Raw genomic sequence first — 25351 nt, 5'->3', positions numbered from 1 at the left:
ATGATGAAATACATGACGAAACAGGAAGTCGCTGAAAAATTACGTGTGACTGTTCGAACAATTACGAGTTACACAAAAAATGGGCTACTTCCGCCCCCTCGCCAGCTTGGCAGACGCCTCTTATGGTTAGAGACCGAATTAGACGCGCAAATTTCAGAGAAAATGAGCGTGGTATCTGTGGTTGTTACGCCTGTTAGACGCCCTGGACGCCCTAGAAAGGTGATTCTGTAGAGGCGATATGCGGGGTAAGCGTAGGTTAGCCGTATCCCCCAGTTGCCTTAACTGGGGGATGGGTTCCATCACCCGCTCTCCCCCTCGCCCCGAAAATGCGGCATTCAGAGCATGTTCTATGCAGCTTCGCTATCACACAAGGTGACAGGAAATTTGCTAGAAATACACTAAAAATTTAGGTATTTTGTGCAATCGTTTCCCCTAATCGTGTACGACCGAGGGTAGACCTAACTATTAGAAAGATAGTTAATTCCACTAGGAAAAAAAGTTTCCCATGTGGGCGGAACGGCGTAGTATGTTGCTAATCCAACATCTACGGCCTGCCACCCATGCACATATCTAAACTAACCCTAGTCAATTTTCGAAATTTTAGAAATGCCACTCTGATTTTCAAAAAAGGGATTAATACAATTATCGGCGAGAACGGCTCAGGGAAATCGAATTTATTTCGCGCTATTCGTCTTTTGTTGGACGAAAATATGGTGAGAGCAGCTTTCCGGCTTGCTGAAGAAGATTTCAATCGCGGAATCGGCTCTTGGAAAGGGCACTGGATTATAATTAGCCTCGAATTTGAAGATATTTCTCATGACGAGTCTATACAAGCGCTTTTTCTGCATGGTACATCTGTAATTGGTGCCGCTCCCGTAGGGAAAGCAACTTATAACTTAATTTTTCGACCTAAAAAAGACATACGGCAAAAACTTTCCAAATTGAAGGTGGGAGACAAACCTGCTCTCGCGGAAATATTTGATAAGCTAACTATTTCTGATTACGAAACTATATTTACCGGGCGTAGTACTTGTGATTTTTCTGATTTAAAGACATACGCCAGCATCGTCGGAGACTTCGATAACGTTATCTTTCCAAAAGAAACCGAATTCCCGCAAATCGGTTCGAAGACGCCTATATACCTATCGCTTACCAAAGAAGTATGTTTTACCTATATTCAAGCCCTAAGGGATGTCGTTTCAGAATTTCATAATAATAGGACCAATCCTCTTTTTAATTTATTGAAAAGTAAAAGCGGAGATATCAATCCGGCTGCGCTCGCGCCTATTGTTAAAATGGTCGGGGACTTGAACACTTCAATCGAACAATTGGATGATGTGAAGTTAATTCGCGGAGATATCCACAAAACTATTAAAGAGACGGCTGGTGAAACTTATTCACCGGCAACGCTTTCAATTCGCTCGAATTTACCTAGCGAGGCAGAAGAATTGTTCCAATCTTTACGACTTTTCGTTGGCGAGTCTCACGACAGTTATGAAGGTGGAATAAATGAGCTTAGCTTGGGTGGAGCAAACCTCATTTACCTGACCCTTAAGATTTTGGAATTTAAGTACCAAAAAGAAAAAAGGGTACTTGCAAATTTTCTGGTTGTTGAAGAGCCTGAAGCACACATACATACGCATATACAGAAAACGCTATTTGACCGTATGCAATATAGTGAGACGCAGGTTATTTATTCAACTCATTCTACGCACATATCCGAAGTTAGCGCGGTTGAAAGCGTTAATATTATCGGGAGAGATGGAACATTCTGTGAGGTATATCAACCTTCCAACGGATTGACACCGGCAGAAATCGGAAGTGTTCAACGATATCTTGACGCGATTAGAAGCAATTTATTATTCGCACGTAGCGTAATTCTTATTGAGGGCGATGCTGAAGAGATACTTGTTCCAATTTTAGTTAAAAAGGTTTTTGGGATTAGCCTAGATGAACTTGGAATAAGTCTGATTAACATTCGCAGCACGGGCTTTCAAAATGTTGCTCTTCTTTTTCATGATGATAGAATTAAAAAACGATGCGCTATTGTTACCGATTTAGACGCAGCCTTTTTAAATGTTGCGGCTGAAGTCGGAGATACAGCAGCGCGCACTTCATATAAAGAAAAATGTGCGGCTTCGCAAAAAGCTGGCGCAGAAAGAAAAGTAATATTAGACAAGTTTGCAACAGGAAATAAATGGTTGGGGACGTACTATGCTGCACATACATTTGAGGTGGATTTTATTGAATGTGGCAATTCCGCAATAATGGCCAAACTTGTTGACGAAGTTTACAAGGATGGGGCAACAATAGCAACTGCAAAAGCTGAAATCTCGTCTGGAAATAAAGCTTTATATGGAAAGCGAGTACTGACGATGGCTACTCAGGAAGGTAAAGGATGGTTCGCCATTAAAATAGGTGCCCATGTTGATTGGAAAACCAAAATTCCAAAATATCTGATTAACGCTATCGTTCTTACTCATTATCAATTTTCGCGTGAAGTATTAGCTAATATTATAAGATACCGGGCAGGACTGCATTCCATGGAACCCGCGCCACCAGCAGACATCGCTCTTTTGCTGAGCTACGTGGACGAATTTGTGCTCGGGAAAATTGAATTGACTGATATACGGAAGCACTATTTGGCAATTTTGCCAGGCGATATCTTTAATGACTTTTTAGCGGTGTGGCAATGAATTTTGCATGGGATGATGATGAACTAAATCCCGAACAGTCCGCAGCAGTTATCCAAAACGGAAATGTTTTTCTAATTGCTTGCCCTGGTAGCGGGAAAACTAGAACGTTAACTTATAAGATAGCATATGAACTTTCAAAAATAACTACGCACAGAGATTTTGTTTTAGCCATAACTTATACTAACCGAGCCGCAGATGAAATTCGGGAACGCGTGGAAGACATGGGCGTCGATGCGAGTCAATTATGGATTGGAACTATCCATTCATTCTGTTTAGAGTGGATTATAAAGCCATACTATATTTACGAGCCGGATTTAGCGCAGGGGTATTCGCTAATTGATTTGTATGATAGAGAAAAGCTACTTGAGGAATTGTGTCTTCCTTATAAATTGCTAAAGGTCACTTTTCATGATTGTGATTTTTATTTCACACCAGATGGATTGCACCTGGCTTGTAAAAACGGTTCCAAAGTAAACGCAGTAAAAGTTGTACTGACTGAGTATTTTAAGTATCTTAAAAAACATCGTTTGATAGACTTTGAGTTGATACTTTGGTATGCGTTTGATATTTTGAAAAATAATCAAATAGCAGCAAAAAATTTAGCCGGAATATTTCGTAATATATTGGTCGACGAGTATCAAGATACTAAAGAACTTCAATATGAGATAGTTTCATATATTTTACGTAAAAGTTCAGCAACTAATTTTTTTATTGTTGGAGACCCAAACCAAGCAATATATGATTCTTTGGGGGGGTATCCCATTGGCTTGGACGATTTGAAAATAAAAACGGGCCTAGATTTTCATCAAATGGAACTATCTAAGAATTATCGCTCTTCGGAGAGGGTCGTCTCCTATTTTGGAAATTTCAATTTATATAAAACCAATATTGAAGCTTGTGGTAAAGATAAAGGCTATCAAAGCATCGTTTCTTATGATAGGGAAGTTAGCAAGGATAAATTGGTGTTAGAGATAGCTCGGATTGTGAAACATAATATTGTTGAACTGGCTATTGTTCCGCGCCAAATTTGCATCATCGCTCCTTGGTGGGTGCATTTAGCCTCCATGTGTAGAAAACTAAGTGCTGAACTGCCGGAGTATACTTTTGATGGTCCAGGCATGGTTCCGTTCGCGCGTGATGTTGAAAATATATGGTATAAAATATCTCGTATTGCTTTAACTGAACCTTCTCCTGGGATGTATATTCGGCGAATGAGGTGGGCGAAAGAAATACTGGTCGATTTTGAAAATCTTGGAATGCATTTGGATAACTTTAACAACAAAGATTTTCTCAGAACTTGTAATTCGATAAAGCTCGATGAGCACGATGGGATATCGTACTTGCGGGATTTTTTTGCTGCACTAATTGCCGAAATGAGCATTGACCTGGAATGCTATCCAACACTAATGCAGCATCACCAGACTTTTTTTGAAAGTTCTGAAAAACGAGTTGCTCAGCTTGCGAAGGAAGGCATAGCAGAGGCTTCAGATATCAAATATTTTAGAAAGTTATTCGAAAACCGTACTGGAATCACGGTCTCTACGATTCATGGCGTAAAAGGTGCTGAATTTGACGCCGTCATAGCGTATGGCTTGTTGGAAGGAATGGTGCCGCACTTCAGCGATGCCAATGGACAAGAGAGCGCTCAAAAAATGTTGTATGTCGTAGCTTCTAGAGCACGGAAAAATCTTTTTCTAATTTCGGAAGTCGGACGAAAACGCTACGGAAACGAATTTTATGGTCCCACACGAAAGCTTATTGACTGCAACTTCCGCTACGATAATTTTTAAATTGACGACTTACTGAAATAATTTATTTGAATCGGATTTCCGATGGCTAATATAACACCCACTGAATTGACGCACTATACAACTTTGAGTGGATTGTTGGGAATAGTGGAATCGAATACATCGTGGGCTTCACACGCGGCATTTCTAAATGATAAATCTGAATTACTGCACGGATTCGAAGCCGCGAAAATGGCTGTAAAGGGAAAGACTGCTCTTGCTGAACATAAATGGATAAATGCCGTAATCGACGAGATTGGTATTATCGAAAGTGATGGTCTGAGTGACGTGTTCATAACTTGTTTCTGCGAGCGGCATGATGTTCTGAGCCTTTGGCGCGGATACGGTGGAGTTGAACAGGGGGGGCAATTACGTTTGATGGGCCGAAGATTGCCAGGCGTCTCAAGACAGCGAACTCATTGCCAGTCGAGGTTATCTACGCGCTTGTGACTACGGTAAAGAAATTTAGGGAGACCCTTAGGGCTGAGATAAAGGATTTATCAGAGTGGGAAGATGTCGCGGGTGAGTATACGGCAGCGGAACTAAAAGCTGATGCGAGAAAAATCGTAGCAAAACTATTACCCAGGTTCAAGCATAATGGATTTCGAGACGAACGAGAATTCAGGTTCGTTGTACATGGAGCCGATGCGACAGCAGTTAAATTCCGAGCAAAAGGGAGTATAGTGGTTCCGTACATTGTGCTGCCATTGGGTGATGCTAAGCTCCCTATTAAATTTTTGACCGTTTGTCCTGGACATGATGCTGAGCTAACAAAAAAAGCGTGGAGCTCTTTTTCAGGTCAAAAGGATACGCAAATATAGAGGTACGTAGCTCTGAGGTTCCTTACCGGGTTTGAAAAGAAGCCCATAATTTATTGACGAAGGGATTTTGTTTAGCATGGAAACAGCTGAGTTTGCGGCCTATTTATCAGCAGCTGCTAGCGTCACAGGAGCTGTCATTGTTTTTTTTGGTGCTAAGTTTAATAGAGAGCGAACGGAGAAATTTTCTTCAACACTGCATGTGATGAATGAAGACACCCAGGAACGAATTACGGGCATGAAGACAGAGTTAGACCGTCTCACCCATGTTCAAAATGCCAATTTTACGAAGCGTGCAGAGGTTCTGGCCGAGGTATACGAGAGGTTTTCGAGTATTCTGGTAATAACTGAGAGTTATGTCGTTCCGCAGTTTATTCACTCGGAGACAAAAGATGGCGAAACAATTTTGCGGGCGACAAAAGAGTTTGAGGACCTCTATCGTTATTGCATGTGTAAGTCAATTTATTTTAGCGATAGGTCTCAAATAATGACTGCACTTGGAGAATTGCAAGGGAGCTTAAACCACTTATTAAACATTGGCGACCCGCGAGCGGTGGGTGTTTGGCAGGCACAAGCGGAAATCGTTAGATTGCAAATTACTCCCAGTTTGTACAAAATACGCAAAGAAATTCGAGAGGAATTGAATTTAGTGCAATTGGAACCTTAAGTTTCAGCCTCGTTTCAACAGGATAAACGGTGAGATTTCCGGCTGACTAGACGCCCATAGCGGAGTCGTCTAGCGAACACTGCTATTTCGTAATGTCGAACTTATGCTCGAACATCCACATAATTCGTTCTGGCTCGGAGCGGAACCAAGCAAACGACCCCCATGCAAGCTGAGGCCAAGTCTTAGTGAAACCTTTATGGACCCTGTCCTCGAATGCCGTTCCGAAAAGGCACTGGTCTTCGGGAAAGCCAGCACTGCGGGCCATTTCCAAAAAGACTTCTTTTCGCTGCTGCGTCATGGCTCCGTCGGAGTTAACGACTTCAATAAATACCAAACGAGTGTCTTCTCCGGACTCACCTACGTTCACTAAGATTACGTCCGGTAGCACGCGACTCGGGTCTATGTTCAGCCCGATTTTTTTCGCGGTTTCATCGTCGTGGTAGCGCACTTTGTTTCCGCTTTCCGACATCCAGAGGAGCGCTGGCGCGGGTAGAAAATTCTCCGCAAAGTCCTCGACCACCCCTTTTGTGATTTGTGACGAGGGTCCCGGCTCTAGCTTCGCTACGGTACCGTCTGGGCATGCTACTTTGACCTCATCGGCGCGTTTCACTTTGCCTGCGGCAAGCATGAACATTCGAGCACGTGCTGCGCTGCTCAGGTGCCTCTTCTGCCAAGCTTCAATAGCGCCTTCTAAGTCGACACCCGACAACGTCGGGTCGAATAGAGCTGCAAAGTCGGACCGTAAGAAATAAATCGGATTGCTTGATGTAGTAGCCACCCCAGCGATTTTGCTTACGGCGCCAATATCGACTAGTCCATATCGAAGAGTTTCGTCACGGATGGGTTCACGAGTGTTGTCTGCGTACCAGCGAATTCCTGATGGCCTGAATCCCTTCTTCATCGAGTTAATCAGCCAATTTAAGCGGCACTCTTCGCTACTCAACTTGGCTTGGTCTTCGGTGAAGAAATAGATATGGCTTGGGCGTAGCAGCCGCTGTGTGCCTTCTACCATCCCCCCGTACAGGAAGACAAAGACGGTTTTCGCGGCCATTTCGCGAACTAGCGCTCCACGTGTAGCAAGGCCTTCCGGAAATATAGCCTGAAGTCGTTCCTGGATGTCCGCAAGAGGGATGAGTGTCGGGAGGCTCATGCAGTAGTTGCTTCCTCTATTGGGCGTTGCGCAGTCAGGGCGACGTTCACAACTTGGTCAATCCGATTTAGAGAAGGAAAATCGCCGACGATTTCCCCGATGTGCACGAGCACGGCAAGCGGTGGAAAAGGCAGTTTCCGAAGCTCCGTAGCGTTGACCTGAGTGCTTCCAGCTAACGCACGGAAGTGTGCGTCAACGACACTGCTTGCTAGGAATGCTGCGAGACCACGAGCTTCAGCTGGCGTCATATGACCACCAGGGCGGTAGATGTAATTCAAGTGATTCTCCAGGCCTATTGCATCCCCTGGCAATTGACCTAGGTATGCCGCACAAGTCACTCTTCGTTCGTCCTCCTTAGGAGAGAACCGTCGCATGACTACCATCGGCGCATTCGGTACCAACATCCAAGCGCTTTGCGCACTCGCGAGAATATGTTCACGTTTCTTTTGCACTGGCCAAAGAATCTGTTGTTGACGTACATGCTGTAACCACAGAAGTGGAACTGTGCCGACGCCGCTGTATTCACGGATGTACTCGGAAGCACGGAATGCAACGACACGGCCAGTAGAAACCTCAAAGCCATGGGTCTTGAGCGTCGCAGTCCACCCTTCGAATGGGTTGGTAGCGTCTCGAGGTAGAGAAAACATTGCATGTTCGTCGTCGCCCACAACACGCTCCACTGGAAGTGCTTGCACACCTGCGGTCGCTAAGTCAGCACCTCCTTGGCTTCGTGTCACCATAATGTTGGCACCATGCTCTACGGTCGCTCGCCCACTTGCCCAAGCAATGACCGTCTCCTGCAAGACAGCGTCTTCTTCAAACCCTTCGGTACGGCTTTCAAAGGCATGGAGACTATCGATGTTTAGGTGGCGAAGCAGTGTGTGGCGTGCTGCTTTAAAGTACTCACCCGCCATCCATGAGCGAGGTGTGATGAAGCACCATCTACCGCCAGGTGCGGTGAGGCGGGCCGTCGCTGCCATGAACAACGCATAGATGTTGGGCTGACCGTGGACGGCATACGCATGCAATCTAGCACGAGCATCAGTAGTCTTATTTAATTTTAAGAATGGCGGGTTTGAAATCGTCACAAGTCCAGGTAATTGTTCACCGCTCAGGGCAAGTGGGGACATTAGAAAGTCCACATTCTCAATCACAAAGTCAAATTCAACTCCCGCCAGCACGCTACTCTGACTCATCAACAGACATAGGTCACGGAGGTTTGGGATGAGGCGAGTATCGAGCTCGTACAGCATCAATTCGATGCGGCCAGGTCTGTCCGCAGGAGCCTTTGCCAAGAGCGCCTCAACGACGGCCGCTGCAAGTATGCCGCCGCCAGCGGCCGGTTCAAGTACGCGAACATGGTACTGACTGGGGCCTGCAACAAGGCGTTCGGCCATGAACCGCGCGATTGTAGGTGGCGTCATGAATTGCCCCATCTCGCGTTGTTCAGCACGAGTCAGCGTGGTTGTAAAGCTACGGCCGCTAGCATTCGCGATGTCTACAAGGGTGGTCATTAAATTGGTGCTATCTACAAAAAAAGCCCTCCACATTGGAAGGCCTCTACAGGAATGTATGTTACCACAAGGCCTTATGCTGAGAGGCTCGTGCTATCTCGACTGAGGGCACCATCGTGTGCTATGGACATGTCAATATCTGCCCTGCGGCCACACCTTAGATAGACCAGCGAGCTCTCGCCCGCTTATCGTTAATCAGGAAGTATTTTTTCACGCAGCAAATATGCCCTCATGCCTGCTTCGAGACAATCCCAGCCTGATGCCGTTATCTTTCCAAGCGTGCAAAAAACCACTGAGGTCCCTCTAATATCTTCGAACACTGCCCCTAAGCTCTCGAGAAGTAGCATAGTAGCCAACGCCTCTTTAGCCATCGTGGTTAAATCTACTGGAGCGGATAAAGTGGTTGTCAAAACACCATGCGTCTGTTCTTCGCATGTGTCGGTGTCGTTCTGCGGATTGATGTCACCGGCGGATATGTGCACGGCTCTTAGAAACGCTCTCCTTAGTTCGCTACCCGTGAGGTTTTTAATATCAAATTCATTCATAGTTTCCTCAAATCATATAAGCAGGAAGTCCCTGCAATACGTATAGTGTTTTGAGTATTTCGCTTTAGGTGTTGCCGCCCTGGAATTATTTTACGTCGAAGTTGAAGCCTAAATTTTTCACCATTATCTGCATAATGGTGAAAACCTCGGTCTGCTCTTCTTGATGGCCGTCGGTTTAGATGACCAGCTGTGCTTCAAGTGCGGGTGTTGAGTAGCACTTCTGAAAGCGTAGAGCCTGGGCCAATCTCCAGAACGGCGCCTTGGGTCAGCAACGCTTGGCTTCGTTGATATGTGTCCGAGTTTCGGGGACACAGCTCTGCCGCAACCGGGTGAGGTGGCAAAATCAATCCATGCTGGACCTTGCTGAACTGTTTCTCGCCTTGCGGGAATTGCGCTACGTCGGCTGCTCGCACTACAAAGAGCGCTTTAAGTGCTAGGTTCTCGTCGCATCCCACGCATACAAAGTGAGTGGCCGTTATTGGCTTCTTTTTGCTCTCCTGCTTGAGCGCCCATCCCCAATATTGGAAGTCCCACTTAAATTCGTTTTTAAGTAGTGACATCTTCACGTCGATGCGGATGTCAACTTCCCCCTCTGTGTACCGCAGGTCATACCCACTTTGATTACCTACATGCTCGACGACCTGTCCTTCGCTTTCGAGGCGTTCTTTTACAAACAGCTCCCCTAGGTAGCCTTTGACATTCGACTGGTTCATCTTGCCGCATGCCGGAAGCTGAATTATTTGAGTGAGTAGGTCGATTGCTATAGCGGTTGTCATGGTAGGTGTATTGGGCCTAGTTTGACTTGAAATACGTACACATCTGCGTGGAGTCTCGACGCAGCAAGCTTAATCGTTGCTGCGTCTCTGGTGGTCGCTTTAAATCTGACTGGTGTCTTCAGCGTGGTTCCGCAAGGTATCGGCGGCTTCATGGAAACCTACCCAATACTCGTCGTCGACGTCACCGGTGATTTCTTGAAGCGCCAAGCACCAGCGGTCGTGCAGGCGATAAATGCCATCAGTTGGTAGCGAGTCTAAGAATTCTTCGAAGAGTGAGGTGTCCTCAAATACCGCAGCAATCCAATTCTCGCTGTCGATGATTCCAGCTTCGACTGCGGCCGTCAAAGCGTCGAGCACTTCGTAATGCTCAAAACCAGATTTGAACTTGGTGAAGCTGTTGCTTGTTTTGTCAAAGCCCATTCCTCGGGCCATTGGGTTGATTTCTTGCAATTTTGGAGCGTACGGCTTGATGATAGGCACAGCTGTTCCTTGATTTTTTGAGTTGGCGTGGTGCTCGACTACGGCACTGGTCAAATCTGACACTGGCGCTCTCGTCGTTTTGCGATAATGCTTTCTGGAAATATTTCTGTCAAGGTATGCATCATCAAATTGGGGCTCAGTTTCAGCGCTGAAACTGACAGGCATCTCCTACGACTAGCGCATCCTTTTGAGTTGCCATGAGATTGGTTCAGAATACGTCAGCTTGCCTAACAGAGGTGTTGGAGTGTAAGACGTATCTGGCACGTTCTTTTCTTTTGGTTAATTAGGCACCGGTCGGGCACGCATAAGTTCAGCCGGATACCCAATGAATTTAGCTGAAGCTTAGGAGATGCTGAGACACTCAGCATGGGAATTTCTGGAGCGTGAACGGACTGACAAAGAATAAGCTTAGCTATGGGATTGCTAGAGCAAGTCAAGGTTGCGGGAATCGTAGCGTGTAATTGCCGCTACAATTTGATGGACCTCCGGCTTCACAAGCTCCGCAGTATCAGGGCTAAAGAAGACACAGCCATGCAGCCGAGCGAGGTCAGTCAGTAGCACGAGGAACTGGGGAGATTCGTTCCGCATGTCCACTCTGGCGGAAAAGTTCGCGCTCCCATCTGCCTCGAATAGAACATCGATGCGGCTTCCGTTTTCCGGTCCGAAGACGAGCCAGTTTTTCAACATAAACCAAGGCGGGCCGAAATAGTGACAGAGGTCCTCCTGAACCGCGTATGCCACTCTCTGCGGAAGAAAGGGTTCCCAATTAGGCTTTCCAGTGTAAGGCACCGCCATATCCCGTGGAATCAAAAGTAGGTCAAATTGCCAGACTGCCATGAGGATGTCCTCCGACTATGTTTTGCCTGAGGTTAGTGTATCACCCGAAAACGCAACGCCATACTCCAATCAGTTGTCCAATCGGACTGCTTCTGCATGCTACATTTAGCTATAAGGAGCTATGTGAGGAGACCGACATGGCATTTTCCTTAGGTGGCCGCGCAGTGATTACATGGGTAACAGTTGGCGTTAGATTGGATTGAGTCATCGCAACAAAGCGTGATGGTATCCGGCTGGTCGACACTGAGTGGTTTGGTAGCCCTCACTAGTGACGATAATTTGGATATGCATGAATTACGAACTTTACTAAAGCGCGTACAAACAATGATTTGCTGTCAGCCTGACCAAGTGTGCTTTGCGATGAAAGGGGCGTGATTGCAGCAGGTAGTTATGTTCAGCCTTTGACCAAATCAGTGCTGGAAATCGGTGACGTCACCATACAACTAAAGACCGCGCCGGAGGCGATACGTAAGGTAAAGCGGCGAGGTGAAATCGGAAGGAAGCGTAAAGTTATCAACTGCGGATTCCTTCGTTTTTCGGAAATCAGTGATTGGAAATCTCGTTTTAGCTAAGGCGCACCTGAAATGGAAGTATTGGTTTGATATGTAAAATCCTTTACGCGGTAGGAGAAATTGTTGAAATTAATTTTCATAATTATTCATGCCAGTTTTTCGTTAATGGCATATGGATTTCTGTTGGCCCCGTTGTCTGGGTTGGCTCAACCGGAGGAGCCTTGGTATCCCGTGTCCGTGGTAAGTGATGGTGTTGTGCGCGTTTATGAACCATTGACTCAAGTGAGGAGAGCCTGGAGAATTTGTGCCTTACTGCCGCATGGACGGGATAAGTATTGGTGGGGAGTCTCGTGGGGGCTCAGGCAGGAGGCTAATCGGCGTGGGGTTAGGCTGGGCATCTATCAGGCTGGGGGCTATGAATACTTAGAGACACAGCGCAAGCAGTTCCATGAGTGTCTTGCGAAGCGTGCCGATGTCATTGTGCTCGCAGCTATTTCGAGTGATGGCTTGAACGCTGATATTGAGGAAGCTTCTCGATTGGGCGTGCCGGTGGTTGACCTTGTTAATGGCGTTAGCAGCAAATTGGTTGCAGCCCGGTCATTGGTCAGTTTTGTAGACATGGCAAAAACGATGGGGAACTACTTGCTAGCTATGTCAGGGAAGCAGCGTATCTCTGTGGCTTGGTTCCCTGGCCCACAAGACGCTGCGTGGGTCCGGGATGCTGAAGCTGGTATGAGATTGGCCTTTCGAGATGCGCCCATTTCACTTATTCATGCCGGGTTCGCTCCTCCTGATTTGACCGCACAGATGGGACTCGTGCGTGCAATTCTAAAGTCTCCAGAAAAGCAACCTGATTATTTCTTTGGAAATGCTGTTGCCATCGAAGCTGTGAGCAATTTTCAACGCTACTTCTCTGAGGTAAAAGGACATTCGATAGCCTTCTATGCCACCGAGCCCGTGATAAATTTGATTGGAGAGGGTAGAGTCGTGGCTGCTGCAAGCGATTCGCCGGTCCTACAGGCTAGGATTTCGATAGACTTGGCATTGCGGGTCTTAGAAAAGCAGTCATATGCACGTCGTGTCAGTCCTATCATTGATATCATTGATGCGAAATCCGTGAAGAGTTACGACTACCGAAAAATATTCCCTCCCGATAGTCAGCGCATCTTGTTGCAGGAACTACCGCCAAAGTAATTTAATTTCTGACGTTGATAGGATTACCGTTAGACTTCCCTTCAAGTCAACGTCCTTGATTCGCCTTGCATTTTTTCTTCGGCTCTTTCTATGCTTAGACTATTTAGACTTATTGTAGTGCTAGTCGCCGTCAGCCATTGCAGTCCGTCGTTTTCCTCTTGCCCGACGGAAGTCCGGGTTGGCTTACCTGATTTTCCCGTACCGCCACTTCTTTACGGCACCACTACGATAGATGAAACTCCTGGCGATATAGTCGTCTGGACGCGTAATGCGGCAAACGCGGGGAACTGCAAACCCAAAGTGTCAATTCGGCGTTTACCAGTTAAGCGACTGCAAGCCGAAATGGGCGCGAATAAAATTGATGTCGCGCCCGGTCTGTCGTTGGCGGCAGAAAACTTGACTGAACTGGTTTTCCCTATGCGAGGCAAAGTAGTAGATACGCAGCTCGCGATAATTCGCGACCGCTTGTCCCTCTACGTACTTGTCGCCGATACCAGCACCAAATGGGATGGCCAGAACCTCAACCTATCTAGTCCACGTATAGGACTGTCCGCAGGAAGTGCCGCTGGGCAGCAAGAGGCCACAAAGAAAGGGTGGTCTGTAGATGTCGCAAGAAACCCCTTGGGAAATTTGACGAAATTAAAAGCACATCGCATTGACGCTATTCTAGAGTCGGAGATGTTGTTTGACACGTATTTAGCCACAACTCCAGGTATTAAGGGAGAAGTACGTAGGCTTGAACCAGCCGTCGCTAAAGTTGACCGATATGCCCCGGTAAGCAAACATTTTTTTCAAACCTATCCTGACTATGTACCCCTGTTTTGGAAGAACATGCGACAGCAGGCAGCCATTAAAAAGAAGTGAGATTTAGGAAACTGAAATCGCGCAGCTTGGTGATTTACAGCGCCTCTCGAACAATGGGTAGGTATCACCTTGAGGATGCCCTCTACTGGAGTGCCAAGCTCGTTACTATAATCACAAACTACTTTAACGCACCAACAGCCTGGGACTCTTTCTGCGCTCTCGGTGTTGCCGACAAAATTCCGGCCCGCTCAACACGCGCCTGGCCGTACTAGGTGAGATGCCATTCTCGTACATGTATTGGACTGCTGCGGACACTCCCTCGGTAGCGACAATACGAAGTGCGGTATCCACGGAAATTGCTTTACCTCGGAACATTCGCCTATCTTGACTACACATTTTAGCTCCATGCCTTTTCCGCGTAGGGGCGGACGCGTTGGGTTGAAGATTATGTAGGTGTTTTGCTGAACTGTTCGAAATACTCGGGTTTCAGGAGGTATCGGTCTTGAGCTTCAGGCCATTTCTTGATGTACATCAGCGCATCGTCTCATAGTTGCGACTCGCTCGTAGCCTTTGCCTCTACTACATCATGTACGCCAGACTTGAGGTTACAAAAATTTCCTAATTTCAATACCTTGTCACAATGAATTTGTAGAATCCATTGCGAAGACAGTGAGTGTAAACACCTCTCCATCTTTTTTGATAACAGGGACTTAACAAATGCATGAGCGTGACCAGGCAATTCAGGAAATCGTTGCGAAGGGTCTCGCAATCAATGCGGCTCATGGCACAGCTCGCGCTTGGGTCTATCTATTGCACCATCAGATTCCTCGCGATACCGTGTTGGCTGTGTTGGGCGAAGCCGCGAGCCTAACAAGCTCGAGGACGCCTACGACCGCAGCAGCGATGCCTCAGCAAGAAGCCTAAGCAGGGGACTTGGGCGTATAGGTCTCTGCCCTAGGTTTCTTACGACGTTCAGGATACGACAGCGTTGGAAACTCTCCCATAAATGAGCACGCGGCCAACAACCTCAGTGCAGGCATCACTTCTGTAAATGGAATCTCAGCCGCTGCCACGAGGGTTTTTTCAGACGTAGGCAATATGGTCGAAAATTTGCCTTCAATCTGAAGTTCGCGGACCTGTCGTATTTGCAGTTCCAGTACCATTGACTCTGCGCTAGAAGTCCGTGCAACGGTTGCGCCATCGATTTCTAGCAGCATCTCCACGTGTCCTTGTATCCGTGTGAACGAAACATTGGCAGAGCCCATAAATAACCTTTCAGGTATTCGAAAATCACGTTGGTGAGAGACAAGCGTTTAGTCGCCTAAGGGTGAGCAAGGCTTGAGCAAATGGAATCACCATACCAGATTTCCACTGAGCTGACCTGCTGACGGCTCGTCTTTCTTCGTGATGACCTCGCACCTGTAAGGCCGCTTGCATCGGCCGCTCGGCCAACCAGAAACGTCACTGCACAACAAGGTGTGAGTCAAACGCCTGTCACAAACCGTCGTTAAGATGCAGACCGGCTTGTTCCTAAGAGCCACCATAAGCACCCTTCGATGGCTGCTCTACCGGCGTCGGCGGTCGGGAAATATACCGACACCAAATTCATACATCGGACAAATGCTGTCCGATTTCTTACTGCACCTCGCAATTTTTTTTGGGCCGCACCCAAGCTTGGAAAGCTGCGGCATCAGGTCAATGAGTTTAAAGAAGGAGAGTCAAGATGAGTCTGCACGCACCAAGGGAAGGGCAGTTCAAGTGCATGTACAAGTACTGTGGTCGACGACTTCCGCTAGTCGCTATTGAGCCTATTTGCGACGCGCATGGATGGGCATTCGTCTGCCCGGTCTGTTCTCACAAATCGAAACTAGTTAACGCGGGCGGTGATGGTGAGGCGGACATTTTTGTACAGCCGGAAGCTGACGAGCACGGACGGTTTGTTTTCGGCGGAACTTGGGCTGCATGAGCGTCGCTTGATGAATATGATTGTTTTGCAATGATTTTATATTCATCAATAGAAATTTTCACAGTGTAATGATGGTGAAACAATTGGTGAGTATTCTGCTTGCCAATCCCCGCAGTTCACACCTTTCGTCAAAAATCATGAAATCACTCAACCTCAAAACGGGCCCACGGGTCCTATCGGCGTTCGCCATCGTCCTGTTTGTCATGGCCTGCATCACTGGAGTGGCGTTGTGGCGATTGGACGCTGCAAACGATACGACTGAGTACTTGGTGAACGATAAATTGGCCAAGCAGCTGTTGGCGTCCGATTGGCTTGGGGCCGCAAAAATTAACGGTGTGCGCGCTTTGTCCATTGCGAAGAGTGACAGCCTAGAGGTTGGAGAATTCTTTCAGGCGCAACTAGCGGAAGGTGACAAACAGGTCTTTGCTGCGGGTAGCCAATTGTCAAAGCAAGCCCATGCACCTGAGGAAGATGCTTTAATTCGTACCGCCATCGAGAAAGAAAAAGCTTATCTGGCCGTGCGAAAAGAAATTTTCGGATTCAAAGAATTAGGCAAGACCCAAGAGGTAGAACAGCTAGCCGACACCACATTCAAAGCCACCTTTGCCAGCTATACGAATGCACTTGAGCAACTGCTCGGATACCAGAGTGGGCAAGCGAAAATGCTTGCCTCCCAATCATCTACGCAATACCAAAGCAGCAGAGCAACGCTGCTCGCCTTTGGGGTTCTCGCATTGGCACTGGGCGCAGCGTTCGCCTGGGTTATCACGCGCAGTATTGTCTCCCCGTTGCAGCACGCAGTTGACCTCGCTACACGTGTATCTGAAGGAGATTTGCGGACGTTTGAACGTCCACAGCGCGTAGACGAAATCGGTCAACTGCTAGACGCACTTCACAACATGACCACGCGCCTGGCCACCACGGTGAAACAAGTTCGGGATGGTGCTCACACTATCGATGACGCATCAAAAGAACTGGCCTCCGGAAATCTCGACCTTTCGCGCCGGACTGAACATCAAGCAGGAGCGTTGGAGGAGACTGCATCTTCTATGGAAGAGCTAACCTCCGCAGTAAGGCACAATTCCACTAGCGCGCGCACGGCTAACGAGCTTGCGGTCTCAGCGTCGAACGTGGCGAGCAAAGGTGGTGATATGGTTGGTGAGGTGGTTGTCACAATGGACGAAATTAGCGCGTCAGCTAAAAAAATCGTGGACATCATCGGAGTCATTGATGGCATCGCATTTCAGACGAACATCTTGGCGCTGAACGCAGCTGTCGAGGCTGCGCGAGCTGGCGAGCAAGGTCGTGGCTTTGCTGTTGTCGCATCCGAAGTTCGTAATCTTGCTCAACGTTCTGCCACTGCCGCACGCGAAATCAAAACACTGATTAATGACTCCACAAGCAGAATCGAAGTTGGCACAACCTTGGCGCATGCTGCGGGTGACACTATGTCGGAAATCGTAGCCAGCATCGCAAGGGTGACAAGCATTATGGGCGAGATAAGCTCTGCGAATGCAGAACAAGAATCTGGCATTCATGAGGTAAACACCGCAATCAGCGATATGGATACGGTGACTCAACAGAACGCCGCTTTGGTTGAGGAGGCTGCTGCGACCGCTGAGGCAATGCACAAAGAGGCGAACAACCTGACTCAACTGGTTGCGTTCTTCAAAGTTGATGGAGGCGAAGGTGTTGCCAGCGCTTTCGTTCACTCAAAAGTCAAACCTGTTCGCCGACAAAACCGGCTTCTTGCTGCTACCTAAATTTTGCGAAGCGCAAGCAGCACATTTCAATTGATGAGCGCATCTTAGAGAGCTAAAGTCCTCGTTGGGTCAGTATTGAGTACATGGCTCATATTTGAAAAATTGAGGACGAAATCACAAAATGGACTCTGTGCGATTGAGACTAATTTACGATGGCGAAGGGCCATTGAAGTGGGGAAGGGCGCCTGGTACTTTCGGTATGCAGGACAAGGATGGGCGCCTTCAACTAGGATTGCAGGGAGAAGCTGGGGAAGCTGTATTTGATGTGACGCTCCAGGTGAAGGCAGGAAAATCTGAAGAGCTCGTATTGCTCGGCTCATTCGCACACGGGCCCCCCGGCGGACGTTTTTTGTACTTGGCGTGGGCGGAAGAAAACGGAACGCTGGCCCAGCGCTTAAAAATTCCACTGGGTGGCATCAACTGGAACGATGTACGCGATTCTATCGAACAGCAGAAGCCGGTGGTGGGCTTATTAGTCGACCACCATCCGCGAGTGACTTCGACGGGAGCGAACATTGGCGGCAGTCGTCTAGTTTCTTGGCGGGTGCTCTAACACGCTACTTGCCATTTTTAGGTTCTACATGCCAGGTCAAGGCGGAACTATCCTCGCTCAGTTCTTCGGAGCGAACTGAGGTAGCATCCGCCATGGCGAAACGTAGCGCATGGGGATGTGGTTGAATGACTGCTTCAAGGGTGGGAAGGAAAAAATGGCAGCCCAATTCATTCGCCAACCGGCATGCCAAAGCGCCGAACTGCACGCTGTCATTCCGCATATCTAATCGGACGACGACCGCAGCACTTGTTTCGTTCTCAAAAATTACGTCAGCGCGGCTACCTTCTTCGGGACCGAATACGAACCACCGCTCTGCGATAGGCCATGGTTTTCCCAGGTAGGTACGCAGAATTTTTTGTGCTTCAAGTAATGCTGAGCCGTTTAGTGCTGGGGGTAGCCATCCATCTGATGATACATCGGGTAGTGTTTCGGTGTTCCGGAATAGGTACAAATCTAACTGCCAAGGTGCCATTCAAGTATTACCTTCAAAATTCATCGGCTGGCAGAGAATTTACCAACGGATTCAATCAAGTGCAACGTCAGCAACGTGGCATCCGTGCGCTATACAGCTTGTCAAACTCTTGTCACAAACGAGGGTTAGCCTCTTCGTTCACTCACCAGAATCAATGCAGCTAAACCCGTCTGCAAACATCCCCAGATAACGTATGTTCAAATGCGTATGTAAGCGCTGTGGTCATTGCGTTAACCGCCTCTTCTTGCCCCTTTACAGATAGGGGAGCGTGAGGTGTTTGCATGTCCTGAGTGCGGGCACAAAACCAACCTTCCAGACTTTTCCAATTTAGGTCTTCACGTACTCAAAGCGGGAAAATGCTTGGTTACACTTTTAGCGACGGCCGCCCGCAAATGGCCGACTGCTAAGCTGCAACAGAACACCAATCCTACATCAAAGAAAATTATGCTGGTCGCCAAAGTCGCGTTGGAACGAATACGGCACCATCACGGTTGGCTAAAAAAATCTTCGAAATCGCGCCGATGTGCCGCCCTCGCCCCAAGCCGTCTCGTGATTCTTCGGATGCGCCTGAAGCCCGCTTGAGCGACTTTGTTCGCCCTACCGCCATCACACGCAGAGAAATCTCTACGAAGTTAAAGCGCGTCCATAAACAAAAGCGTGCCGCTGGATGTCGCAGATGTCCATACTTGTGAATAGCAGCGTTCCCTCGCCGTTTGGGGCATCGCGCCGTCCTGTAATGAAGCGTCCTTCTTTGACAATCAGATTGGTAAGCAATCAGCCATCGCGTAGCTCAACGCTGACTAAATAATGTCCAGCGTTCATTTCGACACCGAGCTTTGGGGTAAGGTAGTAGGGAATTTCAATTCTGGCCATATCGGACCTCGGAACTTTGCAAAGCAGCACTGTCGGAATCAATATGCACTACTTCAGAAGCGGTGACACCGTAGGCGGAAAGGAGGATTTTCGTCGAGAGGGCGAAAAGAGTTATCGCGCTTTTACATAAAAAAACTGCCTCGATTAGGAGGCAGCGAATCCGTCGGGAGTTGAATCAATAGACATACAGCTATCGTATCTCTTCAACGTTACCGTGTAATGACATGACCCCTAGACTCACTGATTGTTCACATAGTGCTGGCACATGGTAAGCAGCCGTTTCAGGTTGCCGGAGTCGCCTCGGCCGTTGAGCAGCGCAATCACCTGTTCAATTTGTATGCGGCTTGGCACGATTTCGATGGGACTGTGCTCCATCCAGCCAATAAGTAGCGGTGTTAGCACTTCGACAGGAAGTGATTGAACTTCCTTCCTTGTAGGCACCTTGGTGTGGTAGTTATGGCGTTTTCGGTGCAGGTTGGCCCATTTTTGCGCTGCCAAAATATTCTCTACTGGCACACCGAAGCGCTCGTTCTCCTCAGCCATGGCAATCTTTCTATTCACGTAACTCGCTTAGGGTAGCATTGGAGAACTATCTGGAGCTCTCGTAATTGAATATGTCTTGAGCAGGCACTTGTCTGTGTGTGGGAGGAAGGAACGAGCTACTAAGGCTGCCAATTGTCATAAGGTCTGTCCACGGGCTTCTCGATTCGTGCCAGTTCGCCGCTAGCCTTTAGCTTTTCCAGTGCCCTGGACACCATCTCTGAAATCTGACGCCCGCGTTCCGTGCGGGGGGGAGATTATTTTGACGTCGAAGCGTTGGTATAGACTTCTTTGAATGTTCGACAGCCTCAGAGATTGAAGCACTGGGTCAGTCGAGGTATCCGCAAAAATATAACCATCGATTCTTCCCATACTTAGCATCTTTAAACTCGAGGAAATACTGCCCGAGTCTAGTATCGGGAAGGGGAAAAAATTGACATGAGCTCGGTCAGTGGCGATGGTGAAATGCGTCAAGTTTGATGCTGTGACGCCGCTCCCTTTGCGAGTATATAGTACAAAATTGACACGAAAAATGGTCTCCTTGGAGTAGACGAATTTCAGTCGACTTTCCGGTGTTGCTTTGCTCTCGATAAGCGGGATATGCATATCTTCTTTCCCCGACACTACGTTGCTTATCGAACGGGAAAAAGGAAAAACGTCATATGAAATTTCTGTTCCTGAAACCCGAGCAATAGCTTTTACAAGAGCCACTTGCACGCCTTCAGTGGCATTCGGTGCGTGGACAGGCATCTGCGCCAGTGATGCCACAATTGGTTGTTCGGCGTTTGAGCTAGAAGAGAAAAATAAAGCTGTCAGTATGCAAGCTGAGACTTTTATCACTGCACTCTCCCGCAAACGGTGAATATTGAAGGATACCTTCAATGTTTGGGAAATGCGATGGGGGGGGCGTGTAGAAAGTGTATTTAGGTCGCTAATGCTCCGTCCTCAACTGCGTATCACTATTCGGGCGACAGTCCTATGTAAAAAGCTAGCACGTACATTTTACGGGAGCTGTTCATTGGGCTTACTTAGCCGTTGATGCATTGGCCAAGTCTTCTGGGAACTTACGCATTTCAAGTGGGGTGTCTGAATAACGGCGTGAGAGACTATCTGTCAAAACACGCAATATCATTTTCGATGGAACTCCATGATGCTCTAAATATGCCCAGCCAACCGCCGTGCTATCGGTGTAACTCAGCGCCACGCCGACTTCAACTATCTGCGCCAGTTTTAAATTCTTGCGAGAATGACCTTCCATATCAGCCTCCAACAAATGAGCGATTCAGGATTTGCTCACGGGGCTTGGTGGCATACAGATTGGGCGCAATGGTTGGGCGCTATTGATGTGTTCTTTGAGAAATATAGCACGATGAACGGTCCGTTCAAGTGCGACTTGCAAGCCAGATGCTTTGAAACAACGAAACTTATGGCAATGGACGAACAAAGAGGTTTCTTTGCATTGTGACGAGTGGCGGGGCCGGTTTAGAAATACTCATCATCAGCCCTCTTTTCCTGCATGCGCAGATTACGCGCTGACCGAAGTTACCTTACCAAAGCCCGCCGGTAAGCGCTGGCACAGCTTGGTCGAAGGTGCCTAGTGCGAGAAGTGAGGTTAAATGCGCTCCTGCGCATGCACCTGGGTCCCCTTTATTGAGTCGTAGAAGTGTCGTTTGGGAAATGACAACCCGGGCAGACAAATCAGCGACAGCCACACGCTTAGGTAGGCGCTGTGTGTTTATAGACCTAAGAGGGTCCTGGCTGCAACGGCCGCTTTGAGCAGACGCTGTCCTATCCTAGATACATGTCCTGACTGACAACCTTCAGCAGTTTCAACGCTGAAACTGAACTTCGTCGCGCGGGCACCTTCTTGACCTCTTTCACTGAATAATAAATGTAGTCGAATCTTGAGAAAGCTATTGCTAACCCCAGTTTCAGCGCTGAAAGTGAGCATGCATTGCTTGGTTATCTTCGCTATTGAATACTGCTTTCCACTTTAAAGAAGACCCAAGTGATAACGCAGATTGATATCGAAATTGTCGGAGCGGCGCCCGCCGTATCTCAGACATCTCCCTGAGAATTCTGAGTTGAACTCACTTTCAACACCACGTTCGAATAGACGAGACTCGCAGCCCCACTCTTGCTAAGAGTGCCTCGCCTTACAGCTGCTCGGAGGATACTTCGTCTTCAACGACACTGAATAATCGCCATTTGGTGCAAATGCGTGTGAGGTTGGAATGACTTTCTAAATTGATTTATACTGTTTAGGTCAATATGGTTCTGTCGGGGTGAGCATACGACTATTCGACCAGTTTTCGCTCGCGAAGATGATGTGACCGGCTATGAGAAATATAGGCGCGCCATCGTATTTACCACGATTGCAGCATCTGCGGTCGTACTGACATTGGTGATAGTGCTTTGGATGACGATAGTCTAATTTCTCTCGCACTTTCAGCGCTGAAAGTGGTCACCCCGCGAAGAGTTGGCTCGCTTCCTTTAGAGGGGCGCCTGTAAATCCAATGTTGCCGATGCAGGACACGGTGCGGCTCCAGAGGTGAGGGGCAAGCGTATGGTATTGCCTTTTTTGGTCGTCATCTAAGATGATGAACGGTGCAATTCTTCTCCGGTAAAGACGAAGCCAGTCATCGATTTCCTCACGTTTGAACGCCCAATCATCGAACGGAACCTTCTAGTGCTTGTGGAAATTACTCGTGATGAAATCAAACTGACATTTCTCAAGGAGAGCGCACAATTCGTCTTTAGGCAGGATGTCTCCCCCCAAATAGATGTGACGACAAACTGTGCATTGAGTTTCAGCTGAAGTGTTGCTATCCGCTGGCAACTCTAACACTGGCAAGCTATTCAGTAGAACTGACGAGGTGAGGGATGATGAAATCGAACAAAGTAAAAGCCAAGGAAAAATCAGTCATTGAGACTTTGGAGAGCTTACAGGCCATGGCTGCAAAAGGTCAGTTGAGTGGAGCTCTGATGGCCGATGGCATACCAAAACTTGCGTCGCCCACTAACGCAAAACCGAAACGCTTTTCGCAGTTGATACCGTTCGAGCGCAGCACGCTCGATTACGAAATGTACTGTACCTCGTTAGCTGCCGATTCAATGGAGCCAAAGCTCCGCAAGGAATAGCGAGGTCAATAGCCAAGCTCTTTTGATAGGGCGCTCCTGGTCAGTTTCAAGAAGGGACATTTCCTGGAAATGTCCCCGAAAACGAAGTCTAGGTTCATCTAATATCTGCAACTCGAGGTGGCCTTCTGTCTGTAGGTGAATCTTAGACCGGCGCTTCCCTTGGAAGATGCGTTCTTTAACTCGATACTCCCGCCAAGGCGCGATGCAGCACTCTGGACTATAGCTAGTCCAAGTCCGCTTCCTGGTTGAGCACTGCCTGGAACCCGGTAGAATGGGTCAAAAACGCGGGCTATTTCTTGTTTAGAAATTCCTGGCCCGCTGTCCTCAACTTCGAAGATAATCTCGCCTGTTTCTTGATAGCCTCGGACATCGACCTTGCCGTCTGGTGGAGTATAGAGAATAGCGTTCTCTAGCGCATTGCGGACTATCGCGCGGAAGTCATGCTCGCTGCCGTGTATTGTAAAGTTGTTGCGAACCTCAACGCCTAAATCGATATTCTTGGCGTTTGCTTTGGAATAAAGCTCCTCAACGGTCTCAACAACCACTGCTTTAGCGTCAAAAAGAATTGGATGCGTGGCCTCGGCGGCATCCAACTTTGCTAGTACCAGCAATTGCTCTACCAGTTTCGTCATTCTAACTAGACTTGCTCCGAGAGGCCCAAGCCGTAAAGCAACCTGCGAGGGCATGGAATCCAAACTCATCGCGTTTTCTAGTTGCAGAGTCATAGCGGTCACCGGTGAGCGTAGCTCGTGCGCCGCATCGGCAACGAGTAAGCTCTGTTGCCGAATGGATGTCTGAATTCTCCCTAGTAGCTTGTTCGTAGAATTGGCGAAGGGCAGAAGCTCTGCGGGCAGATTGGACGTGTCAACGGGAGTGAGGTCTGCCTCCCCTTTTTTGTCCACTTCCGTTGACACCTCCTGAATTTTTCGAAGCAGGATTCTGATAAGGAAAGCGGTAAGGAATATAAGTATGGGGATGACCACCAAAAGTGGCACCAGCGTACGCAGAGCGCTGTCGCGGGCAATCTCATCTCTGGCTGACGTTCTTTGTGCGACAGCTAAGCCGTATTCCGCGTTGAGATTGCGTACATAGATTCGCCATGACTCGCCTTTTGATTCAAGGGAGTGATACCCCTCCGACATTGAACCCGGAAGGCTCAAGGAGAGCTCCGGTGTTGTGATGTCGGTCTGCGTCTTCGAAACCTTAATAACCCAGATACGCATTTCGGGTTCATCGTCCTGCCAAGGTGGGGATGCGGGAGATAGAACCTGTTCATTCCCTAGCCTCACGAGACGCGCGATTTCTCGTAGTTCGTCGTCCTGCAAATCCTGAGCTTCAGCAAACGAGAACCAAAACGAAGACAGCACTGCAATAACGCCAACCAGCAGAATGGTTCCGCAGATAGATGCCGATAGCACCCACAGAAGCGAGCGATTCACTGGTCTTTTGGAATGAGCCATCCCATGCCTCTTATATTTTTGATGATGCTGCTATCGAGCTTCTTACGTACGCTGTGAATTAGAAATTCTATGGCATTGCTCTCTACCTCTTCGTTCCAACCATACAGTCTTTCCTCTAACTGGTTGCGTGAAAGTACAGTGCCTGGTGACTGAAGAAATTCGGACAGGAGAGAAAATTCGCGAGCAGAAAGCTTTCGCTGAGTGCCTTGGTACCAGACTTCGCGAGTGGCTGGATTCAAGGTGAGTTCGCCACATTTCAAAATAGGCGGACGGATACTGCCTTGACGGCGTACCAAGGCTCTTACTCGGGCTAGCAGTTCCCCTGCGTGAAATGGTTTTATAAGATAGTCATCGGCTCCTAAATCTAAACCCACGATGCGGTCCTCAAATCCGTCTCGTGCCGTAAGAACTAGTACTGGGGTCAAGTTTTTACGAGCTCGCAAATGGCGGAGTACATCCAGTCCATCCATTCCAGGAAGACCCAAGTCAAGCAAAATGAGCGAATAGCTCTCGACGTCAGCAGCGATAACGGCTTGATTACCGTCCTTTACCCAATCTACCGCATAGCTCGCATCTCGTAGACTTTGACATAGAGCCTCACCGATGAATGGGTCGTCTTCAACTAATAGTGTTCTCATTTTCCAGTTCTACGTGACATCCGACATTCTATCGGACAGGCTCTCATTCAAAACTTAGATTACGCATAGAGCCCAGTTGAGAAGGAGGGGCTTGCCGCGCGCATCAGTCCATCATCCGTGCTAAGTGTTTGCTAAGTCTTACTTTCTATTCTGGCCGCCAATCAT

General features: G+C 48.1%; 22 protein-coding genes. 10 read left to right on the top strand and 12 right to left on the bottom strand.

Translation table 11 applies throughout. The annotated features are described in order from the left end of the window. From GTP46_RS30350 to GTP46_RS11435, 5 genes are all read left to right on the top strand, one after another. Nucleotides 1-231, top strand: coding sequence for a helix-turn-helix transcriptional regulator (locus tag GTP46_RS30350; RefSeq protein ID WP_161006755.1), 231 nt, complete (start codon nucleotides 1-3; stop codon nucleotides 229-231). 329 nt (nucleotides 232-560) lie between these two features. Then, a complete protein-coding gene (locus GTP46_RS11445; protein WP_161006754.1) occupies nucleotides 561-2696 on the top strand; it encodes an ATP-dependent nuclease in 2136 nt (711 codons plus the stop codon). Beyond that, nucleotides 2693-4486, top strand: a complete 1794-nt coding sequence (locus GTP46_RS11440) for a UvrD-helicase domain-containing protein (protein ID WP_161006753.1) — start codon at nucleotides 2693-2695, stop codon at nucleotides 4484-4486. The genes GTP46_RS11445 and GTP46_RS11440 overlap by 4 nt, the downstream gene beginning before the upstream one ends. Nucleotides 4487-4851: 365 nt before the next feature. Continuing rightward, nucleotides 4852-5304, top strand: coding sequence for a hypothetical protein (locus GTP46_RS30345; RefSeq protein ID WP_371869645.1), 453 nt, complete (start codon nucleotides 4852-4854; stop codon nucleotides 5302-5304). Between the two features lie 76 nt (nucleotides 5305-5380). Beyond that, on the top strand, nucleotides 5381-5968 hold the full coding sequence (locus GTP46_RS11435; RefSeq protein ID WP_161006752.1) for a hypothetical protein: 588 nt from the start codon (nucleotides 5381-5383) through the stop codon (nucleotides 5966-5968). 82 nt (nucleotides 5969-6050) lie between these two features. On the opposite strand, the gene GTP46_RS11430 is transcribed toward GTP46_RS11435, so the two are convergent. The 6 genes from GTP46_RS11430 to GTP46_RS11405 form a co-directional block, all read right to left on the bottom strand. Further along, the gene (locus GTP46_RS11430) at nucleotides 6051-7118 is read right to left on the bottom strand and encodes a BsuBI/PstI family type II restriction endonuclease (RefSeq protein WP_161006751.1); all 1068 of its coding nucleotides are present in this window, start codon (nucleotides 7116-7118) and stop codon (nucleotides 6051-6053) included. Continuing rightward, nucleotides 7115-8632, bottom strand: coding sequence for an Eco57I restriction-modification methylase domain-containing protein (locus tag GTP46_RS11425; RefSeq protein ID WP_161006750.1), 1518 nt, complete (start codon nucleotides 8630-8632; stop codon nucleotides 7115-7117). The genes GTP46_RS11430 and GTP46_RS11425 overlap by 4 nt, the downstream gene beginning before the upstream one ends. 191 nt (nucleotides 8633-8823) lie before the next feature. After that, the gene (locus GTP46_RS11420; protein WP_161006749.1) at nucleotides 8824-9177 is read right to left on the bottom strand and encodes a hypothetical protein; all 354 of its coding nucleotides are present in this window, start codon (nucleotides 9175-9177) and stop codon (nucleotides 8824-8826) included. 194 nt (nucleotides 9178-9371) lie between these two features. Continuing rightward, on the bottom strand, nucleotides 9372-9890 hold the full coding sequence (locus tag GTP46_RS11415; protein ID WP_161006748.1) for a hypothetical protein: 519 nt from the start codon (nucleotides 9888-9890) through the stop codon (nucleotides 9372-9374). 162 nt (nucleotides 9891-10052) lie between these two features. Beyond that, nucleotides 10053-10496: a hypothetical protein gene (locus GTP46_RS11410; RefSeq protein WP_161006747.1), complete on the bottom strand. Its 444-nt coding sequence runs from the start codon at nucleotides 10494-10496 to the stop codon at nucleotides 10053-10055. Nucleotides 10497-10856: 360 nt separating this feature from the next. Next, a complete protein-coding gene (locus GTP46_RS11405) occupies nucleotides 10857-11270 on the bottom strand; it encodes a hypothetical protein (protein ID WP_161006746.1) in 414 nt (137 codons plus the stop codon). Nucleotides 11271-11905: 635 nt separating this feature from the next. Here GTP46_RS11405 and torT point away from each other — a divergent pair. From torT to GTP46_RS11385, 4 genes are all read left to right on the top strand, one after another. Further along, a complete protein-coding gene (torT, locus tag GTP46_RS11400) occupies nucleotides 11906-12976 on the top strand; it encodes a TMAO reductase system periplasmic protein TorT (RefSeq protein ID WP_161006745.1) in 1071 nt (356 codons plus the stop codon). Nucleotides 12977-13318: 342 nt separating this feature from the next. After that, nucleotides 13319-13840 (top strand): hypothetical protein, encoded by a 522-nt coding sequence (locus GTP46_RS11395; RefSeq protein ID WP_161006744.1) that lies wholly within the window; start codon nucleotides 13319-13321, stop codon nucleotides 13838-13840. Nucleotides 13841-15814: 1974 nt separating this feature from the next. Beyond that, entirely contained in the window at nucleotides 15815-17509 is a 1695-nt protein-coding gene (locus GTP46_RS30185; protein WP_308495427.1) for a methyl-accepting chemotaxis protein, read from the top strand. A gap of 121 nt (nucleotides 17510-17630) precedes the next feature. Continuing rightward, nucleotides 17631-18062, top strand: a complete 432-nt coding sequence (locus GTP46_RS11385) for a DUF5990 family protein (RefSeq protein ID WP_267877417.1) — start codon at nucleotides 17631-17633, stop codon at nucleotides 18060-18062. Between the two features lie 4 nt (nucleotides 18063-18066). On the opposite strand, the gene GTP46_RS11380 is transcribed toward GTP46_RS11385, so the two are convergent. The 4 genes from GTP46_RS11380 to GTP46_RS11365 form a co-directional block, all read right to left on the bottom strand. Next, complete coding sequence (locus GTP46_RS11380; protein WP_161006742.1) at nucleotides 18067-18534, bottom strand: hypothetical protein; 468 nt, start codon at nucleotides 18532-18534, stop codon at nucleotides 18067-18069. A 1110-nt stretch (nucleotides 18535-19644) separates the two neighbouring features. Beyond that, on the bottom strand, nucleotides 19645-19950 hold the full coding sequence (locus GTP46_RS11375; protein WP_161006741.1) for a hypothetical protein: 306 nt from the start codon (nucleotides 19948-19950) through the stop codon (nucleotides 19645-19647). A 180-nt stretch (nucleotides 19951-20130) separates the two neighbouring features. After that, nucleotides 20131-20787 carry a type 2 periplasmic-binding domain-containing protein gene (locus GTP46_RS11370; protein ID WP_161006740.1) on the bottom strand — a complete coding sequence of 219 codons (657 nt, stop codon included), beginning with the start codon at nucleotides 20785-20787 and terminating at the stop codon, nucleotides 20131-20133. Between the two features lie 184 nt (nucleotides 20788-20971). Next, a complete protein-coding gene (locus GTP46_RS11365; protein ID WP_161006739.1) occupies nucleotides 20972-21205 on the bottom strand; it encodes a hypothetical protein in 234 nt (77 codons plus the stop codon). 1625 nt (nucleotides 21206-22830) lie between these two features. Here GTP46_RS11365 and GTP46_RS11360 point away from each other — a divergent pair. Beyond that, nucleotides 22831-23088 carry a hypothetical protein gene (locus tag GTP46_RS11360; protein ID WP_161006738.1) on the top strand — a complete coding sequence of 86 codons (258 nt, stop codon included), beginning with the start codon at nucleotides 22831-22833 and terminating at the stop codon, nucleotides 23086-23088. 98 nt (nucleotides 23089-23186) lie between these two features. On the opposite strand, the gene GTP46_RS11355 is transcribed toward GTP46_RS11360, so the two are convergent. Continuing rightward, nucleotides 23187-24548, bottom strand: a complete 1362-nt coding sequence (locus tag GTP46_RS11355) for a sensor histidine kinase (protein WP_161006737.1) — start codon at nucleotides 24546-24548, stop codon at nucleotides 23187-23189. Further along, the gene (locus GTP46_RS11350) at nucleotides 24524-25186 is read right to left on the bottom strand and encodes a response regulator transcription factor (RefSeq protein ID WP_161006736.1); all 663 of its coding nucleotides are present in this window, start codon (nucleotides 25184-25186) and stop codon (nucleotides 24524-24526) included. Before GTP46_RS11350 ends, GTP46_RS11355 begins: the two co-directional genes overlap by 25 nt. Nucleotides 25187-25351 lie beyond the last annotated feature (165 nt).

The organism is Duganella flavida (assembly GCF_009857445.1).
Lineage (GTDB): Bacteria > Pseudomonadota > Gammaproteobacteria > Burkholderiales > Burkholderiaceae_D > Rugamonas > Rugamonas flavida.
This window is presented reverse-complemented; position numbering and strand designations above follow the sequence as displayed.